Here is a 7529-nt window from a genome sequence, read left to right as displayed (position 1 = left end):
CTCGCCGCATGCCGTTTGACTGTCATCCAACCGCCCGGTGACCCCGCGCGGCGCGCCGGCATGCCTGAACGAGGCCACGCACACCCCCCATGCGCCGCGTCATCCCGATTCCCCTTGCTATTTCAATCGCCTTGTCCCATATCAGGCGCATCGTCACCGGCGCATGGGACCGTAAGGGTCCCGCTGGCGCCAAGCCTTTGGTGACGGACTTCTCTTCTTATCGACCTAAGCGGTGAGCGGCGAAGTCAACCTGAAGCCCAGCTTCAGGCTTGAGCCAGCACCCGCGCGATATCTCCCTTTTTATCGCCGATGCCCCTGTTGTAACCGCCACCGGCCCCGCCGCTGGCGTTCTGTGCGCTGCTTTGGTTCTGCGCACGGGACAGCGTCATGTGACGCACGAACCGAAAGAATACATTTTGTCAGATTTTACCTCCCTGGGCCTGCCGTCCATCCTCACCGACAGCCTGACGGCCGGCGGCTTTACCGAGCCCACCAAGATTCAGTCCCAGGCCATTCCGCAATTGCTGGCCGGCAAGGACATGCTGGGCATCGCCCAGACCGGCTCCGGCAAGACCGCAGCCTTTGGCCTGCCGATCCTGGCGGGCCTGCTCACCCTGACCGGCCGTCCGCGGCCGATGACCACCCGCGCGCTGATCCTGGCGCCGACGCGTGAACTGGCCGTCCAGATCGATGAAGCCATCCGCAAGTTTGCCGGCTCCAAGATGACGCTGCAGACCGTGCTCGTGCTCGGCGGCGTGTCGCGCTACCATCAGGTGCAGCGCATCGCCAAGGGCGTCGACATCGTCGTCGCCACCCCGGGTCGCCTCAAGGACTTGATGGACGACAACAAGATCAAGCTCAACGAAACGCGCTGGCTGGTGCTGGACGAGGGCGATCGCATGCTCGATATGGGCTTTATCGGCACCGTCAAGCATATCGCCAAGGCCATCGGGCAGCGTCGCCAGACCATGTTGTTCTCCGCTACCATGGCGCCCGAGATTGCCGAACTGGCCAAGGGCCTGTTGAGCGATCCGGTGCGGGTCGAGGCGGCTGCCGCCGGCTCCACCGTGGTCAAGATCGACCAGCGCGTGATCCTGTCCGGTGCCAAGGCCAAGCGCGGCGTGCTCAACGAGCTGCTTGCCGACCAGAGCCAGGGCATCGAGCGCGCCATCATCTTCGCGCGCACCAAGCATGGCGCCGATCGCGTCGCCAAGAACCTCGAGATCGACGGTCACAAGGCCGCCGCCATCCATGGCAACAAGTCCCAGAATGCCCGCCAGGGCGCGCTCAAGGGCTTTGCCAGCGGCGATGTGCGCATTCTGGTCGCGACCGATATCGCGGCGCGCGGCATCGACGTGCCCGGCATCACCCATGTGATCAATTACGAACTGCCCGACGATCCCGAGAACTACGTCCATCGCATCGGCCGCACCGGCCGGAACGGGGCTTCGGGCGTGGCCATCACGCTGTGCGATGGCACCGAGCGTTCCAAGCTGCGCGACGTAGAACGCCTGATCCGCCGCACCTTGCCCTATACGGGCGATCTCAGCCTTGCCAACACTACCGGCGTGATCGAAGCGCCGCGTTCGGCCTACAAGCCCGCCTCGGGCCGTCCGGGTCCGCGCAATGCACGCAATCCCAAGGCGGCGCCGCCGGCCGATCGTCGCTCGCCGGCCGAGCGCCGTCCCTTCGCCGAGTTCGGCAAGGATGGCGCGCCCAAGCCGGCGCGGACGCGTCCGGCCGCCGAAGTCCCGCGCGCGCCGCTGCCCGATGCGCAGGTCAACCGCGTTCGCCGCGACATGGAAACCGGCAAGCCCATGGGCGCCAAGCCGGCGGCCAAGCCAAAGCAGCGCTGGGGCAAGACGCAAAAGGACGCGGCGCGCGACAATGGCCGCTCCAATGCCGATCGCCAGCGCGGTCGCGTGGCTTCTTGATCCAACTATCCCCATGACGACAGGAGGGCGGCATAATAGCCGCCCTTTTTGCAGGTCGGGGCAGGGTGGTGATGACGGCAGGTCGTTGGGTGGACCTTACGTCCGGCTTACGCCACCGATGCGAGATACAGAAAATCGCGATCCGGGCCGCCGCCGCCCTGCGCTCCGGCAGGGTTGAGCCGGGCGAGGAAATTTTGTGCCCAGTTGTCGATGCTGTAGTGGCGCGCAGCGTCCATCAGGGCCTGCCAGCGCTGCTTGCGTTCGTCGAGGCCCATTTCCAACGCCAGCCGCAGCGCTTCGGCGGTTTCGTCGGTGTCGAAGGGATTGACCAGCAGCGCCTCGGGAAAAATCTCCGCCGCTCCGGCAAAGCGCGACAGCACCAGCACGCCGGGATTATCCGGGTTCTGTGCTGCGACATATTCGTGGGCCACCAGGTTCATGCCGTCGCGCAGTGGGGTCACCAGCCCGACCCGGGCCAAGCGGAACAGCCCTGCCAGGCTGGGCTGGCCATAGGCGCGCTTGACATAGGTCAGCGGCGCCCAATCCGGCTCGGCAAAACGACCCATGACGCGGCCGCACATGGCATCGAGCGCGTCGCTGGTTTCCTGGTATTCCTTGATGGTGTCGCGCGATGGCGGCGCCACCTGCAACAGGTGCACCAGCCGGCGCAGATGCGCATTGTTGGCCAGAAGCTTCTCGTAAGCCTCCACGCGCTGCGGCAGGCCCTTGGAATAATCCAGCCGATCCACCCCGATGAGCAGCCGCTGGTCGTCGAGAAAGCGCTGCATGCGCTTGATCATCTTGTTGGCGGCGGGGCTGGTCGCCAGCCTGGCGAAAGCGTCGGGATCGGAGCCGATGGGGAAAGCCGCGACCTCGGTGCGCGAAAAATCCACCGCCTCGAGCGGCCCGTCGGCCAGTGATGAGGGTGATTGATTGTCCGCAAAATCGGTGAAGGCAATCACGTCCCGATTGGCTTGCAGGCCGACAATGTCATAGCGCGCCAGATCGCGCATCAGTTCGTTGTGGTGCGGAATAGCGTAGAGCGCATCGGTGGTGGGAAACGGGATGTGCAGGTAAAAACCAATCCGGTTGCGGGCACCCAAAGCCCGCAGTTCGGTCGCCAGCGGGATCAGGTGGTAGTCGTGCACCCAGATCACGTCGTCGGGCTGCAAATGGGGCAGCAGCGCCTTGGCGAACTGGGCATTGACCCGGCGATAGCCCTCGTACCAGGGCGCCTCGATGGTCGCCAGGTCCAGGCGCAGATGAAAGCTTGGCCACAGGATGGAGTTGGAAAAACCGGCATAATAGGCATGGTGGTCGTCACGTGTCAGGTCGATCCGCCCAACGCTGAGACCGTCGATATTTTCGAACATCGCATCGGGCGATGGCTTTTCGGTCAGTTTTCCCGACCAGCCGAACCAGAAGCCGTTACGGTCCGCCAGGGTCTTGCGCAAAGCGACGGCCAGACCGCCCGCCGCCGGGTCCTTGCCCGGGGTCCGGTTGGAAACGATAATCAGCCGGTTCATCACTGCCCCTGCGCAGACTTAGTGCACGTCCCTGTCAGAGCCGGTATCGCGGTCGTCGAGGTCCGTTTCATCGGCCCTGCCTTGGGCCGCGATGTCACCCAGTCCCTGGATCAGGGCATGGACGGATGCGACATTGGCGATGCGCATACGGGCGGCGGTGTCGCCTTCGCCCAGCTTGATGCCCACGCCACCCAGGTCCTGGGCGGCAATGAAGCCGTCCTCATCGGTGGTATCGTCGCCGATGAAAATCGGCGTCCGGCCCAGAAACGGTTCTTCTGCCATGAACGCCCGCAATGCCGTGCCTTTGCTGACGCCGCGCGGCCGTGCCTCAAACACCATCTTGCCCGGCACCAGGGTGAAATTGGCAACGTGCCGCACCGCTTCTTCCATGGCCATGCGGCAGGCCGCTTCCAATTCGGGCGCCTGGCGAAAATGTAGCGCAACGGCCCCGTCCTTGGCTTCCACCAGCAATTGGGGGTGCGCTTCCACCAGGGGCCCTATGGCGCGCGCGATCTCCTCGGCTGCCTCCGTAGCCGCCGTGTCGACCGGCTCCATCGTGCCATCGGCGCGGCGACGCTGGGTGCCGTGCGCACCCGCCACCGGCAGGACCAGCGGCGCGAGATATCTGTCGATATCGCCAATCTCGCGGCCGGTCAGCACCGCAAAAGCGCTGTCGAGTTCGCGGGCGGCGCGTTGGAGCGCCTCGGGCAGGGAGAGGGGCACGTCGACATCGTCGGGCGTCTCGGCGATTTCCACCAGCGTACCGTCGAAATCGGTGAAAATTGCGAGGCGCGTGGGCGCCACTGCAGCTTGAGCGTGATCGATATCGGACATGGATCGGGCCTTTGGGTTAGCCGAATTTGCTCCAGAAACGCGCGAGCGCGCGATTGGTTCGGCTCATGGCTGGCATGCACTCCTTGGGCGAAGATGAACGGAAGATAAACGCCGCGTTGGCGGGCCATTCAACAGGACGGGCCTATCAGGCTCACCAACGCCCGTCATCCCGCTGGAGCCAATATCGATGTCGCAAATGCTTTTGACCCTGCGGTTCGTTGCCGCCATGAGCATGCTTACCTTTGCCGCATCGTTGGCCGATGTGCCGCAAAGCAGCCTGGTGGCCCCGGTCGCCACCCACGAATAGCGATCAGGCGAGGGGAATGCCCTGCCTGCCCTTGCCGTCCTGATAGATCGCGGACAGATCGGCATAGAGCGCGTTGAGATCGTCCAAGCGGGCCAGCAGCGCCTCGCGATTGCCGCGATCCAGGCCGGCGATCATCTGCGCGATATTGTGGCTGGTCCAATAGGGATTGGTGCGGTTGTAGAGCGGACGGTCGGGCGGAACACTGCCGGTTTGCGGATCGGGCACGGCATAGACCGCCTTGAGAATGGCGATGTCATAGGGAATGGCAAAGCTGTCGCGGCTGTCCTCGTGGCTGAACAGATAATGGAAATTATCGAAGCCCGACCACGTGATGCCCGAAAGGCAAAGCGAGCAGGGCTCGTGCGTGGCCAGGAACAGGCAGTCCTTCGTAGCTGGCCGGGTGGCCGGATCCAGCTCGAAAAAGCGCTTGATGGTGTGCATTTCCCCGTGCCAGAGCGGGTTCTCGATTTCATTGTTGGTCTCGGCAACCACCACCGACAGATCGGATTTTCGCAAAATTGCTGCGCCGAACAGCTTGTTGCCTCGCGCCACGCCCCGGCGCGTCACCGGTGCGATATCGGTTTCGATGACATCGAGCAGGCGCGAAATCAGCGCGGTGGTGTCCACGAAATCCTCCTGTCATGTCATTGGCGTGCCAGGCCGACCAATTGCTTGCCATGGGCATCGCGCAGGGACAGCGCCTGGTCGGTCAGCTCATAGCCGGTTACGCTCGCAAGGGCGGCAAAGAATGCGGCTTCCTGCTGCATGACGCCGACATCGCAAGCCATGCGGGTGCCCGCAATCGGGCCGAACCGTAATGCCGGACCGTCAAATCTGGCTTCGGTGAAATAGCTGTTGCAGCCGCCATTGCCGCCGGCGCGATAGTCGGGGGCGATCGAGAGCGAGACCGCCGTCGCCTCCATTACCGGTTGACCGGCAATAGTGCGCACTGCCCAGATCGTGTCGAACAGTGCCGCGGTGACTTCAAGCTCGCCGATGGCGGTTGGCGGCGCCGGCGCAGTCATCGGATCAAAACTGACCATGATTAGGACGGGCAGGGGCGCCGCAGGATCGACCGGAACCGGGGTCGGATTGCGAAACAGTGCCAGGCCGCCGGCGCGGATTTCGGCAACCAGACCGTATTCCAGATCCTCGGAGAGCGCGTCGCTGCGCACGTCGAGCACGAATTGCAGCGGCACCTGGCCGCGCGTGCTGATGAGCGCGGTCGCGCCGACGCGGTGCGGTGCGCCCTTGGCAGCGAGCGACACCAGCGTCACCGTCAGGTCGGCACCGGGAGGCAAGGCGATGCGCTCGCGATAGGTCACCTGGCCGGTGAACGTGACCTGTTCGGCGGCGTGGGCGGTAGCCGACGAAAGCAGGAGCGCCGTCACCAGGGCAAAACCGCGCCAAAACCTATGGATCGACATGACGTGCTCCTGCCACCGCGCCGCAGGCAGGTTAAGCCAAGCCACCGGCAAATTCGAGGGCCGGCTACGACAATCGCCAGGCAAGGTAAAGGTCAGGCTTTTCGTACCAGATACGGCGTTTCGAAGTGATATTCCTGGAGGTTGACGCCATCGCCACCGCGATCGACCACCAGGAAGTCGGAGGCGGCCTCAAGCGGGGTCAACACGCCATGCCAGGTGTTCATGGCGATGTTGATCCCTTGGCCGGGTTCGGTGCGAAAGGCATGCGGCCGATCGGGCGTGCCCGACAGGTCATGGGCCACGATGACGAGAAACGGGTGCTCCGACAGCGGATAGAACGCCTGGCTCCCCAGCGGGTGACGCTCGACCAGGTCGAGGTACAGCGGCAAGGCATAGGGCTGGCCGCGAAAGATCGAGATCAACGGCCGGGCATGAACGCCGCCAAGTTCGACCCGTGCCAGGTCGTGATAGCGCTCGGTCATGCCATTGTTGATGGGATAATGCTGCGCACCGGCCAGTTCGATCACCTGCCCGAACGGCGCGAAGGCCTCGGCTGTCAAGGGCTCGACATGGATGACGGGATCGCTCATTGCGGCCCCAGCTTAACATGGCGGTTGACGTCCTTGTAAAGCAGGTACCGAAATCGACCGGGACCGCCCGCGTAGCAGGCTTGCGGGCAAAACGCGCGCAGCCACATGAAATCGCCGGCCTCGACTTCGACCCAATCGCGGTTGAGCCGATAGACCGCCTTGCCTTCGAGCACGTAGAGACCGTGCTCCATCACATGGGTTTCCTCGAACGGGATCGAGGCACCGGGTTCGAGCGTGACGATATTGACGTGCATGTCGTGACGCAGGTCGGCCGGATCGACGAAGCGAGTGGTGCCCCAGCGATTGTCGGTATCGGGCATCCAGATAATCGGCTCGTCGCGCTCGTTGGCGACGAAAGCGGAGGGCGCCTCGATCCCGTCCACGGCCTCGTAGCGCTTGCGGATCCAGTGAAACCGCGTCGGCGCGGTGCCTGTGTTACGCAGGCTCCAGGCGCTGCCGGGCGGCAGATAGGCATAGCCGCCGGGCTTGAGCAGGTGGGTCCTGCCCTCGATGGCGAGGCTGGCCTGGCCCTCGAGCACGAACAGCACGCCTTGTGCGCCGTGATCGGGCTCCGGCCGGTCGCTGCCGCCACCGGGCATGACTTCCATGACATATTGCGAGAAGGTCTCGGAAAATCCCGACATGGGACGGGCGATGACCCAGGCGCGGGTGTCGGTCCAATGGGGCAGGTAGCTGGTGACGATATCGGTCATCACCCCGCGCGGGATCAGCGCATAGGCTTCGGTGAACACGGCGCGGCCGGTGTGCAGGGCATGTTGCCCCGGCAGGCTGCCGGCGGGAGAGGCGTAAGGAGAATCGGCCATTGGCTCGCATCGCGGAACAGAATCTGCAACAACCCTAATGCCTTGTCGGGCCCGAGGCCATGGGCAAGCTCGCGGCAGCGAATGTCC

At 64.3% G+C, this 7529-nt stretch carries 7 protein-coding genes; 1 reads left to right on the top strand and 6 read right to left on the bottom strand.

Annotation, left to right across the window (positions count from 1 at the left end; all coding sequences use genetic code 11):
• The first annotated feature begins 416 nt into the window (after positions 1-416).
• Positions 417-1934, top strand: a complete 1518-nt coding sequence (locus ACFE8X_RS11525; RefSeq protein WP_375451616.1) for a DEAD/DEAH box helicase — start codon at positions 417-419, stop codon at positions 1932-1934.
• A gap of 107 nt (positions 1935-2041) precedes the next feature.
• On the opposite strand, the gene ACFE8X_RS11520 is transcribed toward ACFE8X_RS11525, so the two are convergent.
• From ACFE8X_RS11520 to ACFE8X_RS11495, 6 genes are all read right to left on the bottom strand, one after another.
• Positions 2042-3460, bottom strand: coding sequence for a trehalose-6-phosphate synthase (locus ACFE8X_RS11520; RefSeq protein ID WP_375451615.1), 1419 nt, complete (start codon positions 3458-3460; stop codon positions 2042-2044).
• A gap of 18 nt (positions 3461-3478) precedes the next feature.
• Positions 3479-4294 (bottom strand): trehalose-phosphatase, encoded by an 816-nt coding sequence (gene otsB, locus ACFE8X_RS11515; RefSeq protein WP_375451614.1) that lies wholly within the window; start codon positions 4292-4294, stop codon positions 3479-3481.
• A gap of 310 nt (positions 4295-4604) precedes the next feature.
• Positions 4605-5228 carry a nucleoside deaminase gene (locus ACFE8X_RS11510; protein WP_375451613.1) on the bottom strand — a complete coding sequence of 208 codons (624 nt, stop codon included), beginning with the start codon at positions 5226-5228 and terminating at the stop codon, positions 4605-4607.
• A 17-nt stretch (positions 5229-5245) separates the two neighbouring features.
• Positions 5246-6028, bottom strand: coding sequence for an META domain-containing protein (locus tag ACFE8X_RS11505; RefSeq protein WP_375451612.1), 783 nt, complete (start codon positions 6026-6028; stop codon positions 5246-5248).
• 92 nt (positions 6029-6120) lie between these two features.
• Positions 6121-6618, bottom strand: coding sequence for an ureidoglycolate lyase (locus tag ACFE8X_RS11500; protein WP_375451611.1), 498 nt, complete (start codon positions 6616-6618; stop codon positions 6121-6123).
• Positions 6615-7442 carry a bifunctional allantoicase/(S)-ureidoglycine aminohydrolase gene (locus ACFE8X_RS11495; protein WP_375451610.1) on the bottom strand — a complete coding sequence of 276 codons (828 nt, stop codon included), beginning with the start codon at positions 7440-7442 and terminating at the stop codon, positions 6615-6617. Before ACFE8X_RS11495 ends, ACFE8X_RS11500 begins: the two co-directional genes overlap by 4 nt.
• Positions 7443-7529: the final 87 nt, after the last annotated feature.

Source organism: uncultured Devosia sp., assembly GCF_964244875.1.
Classification (GTDB): Bacteria; Pseudomonadota; Alphaproteobacteria; order Rhizobiales; family Devosiaceae; genus Devosia.
The sequence above is the reverse complement of the archived record's forward strand: the minus strand, read 5'-3'. Positions and strand labels throughout refer to the sequence as shown.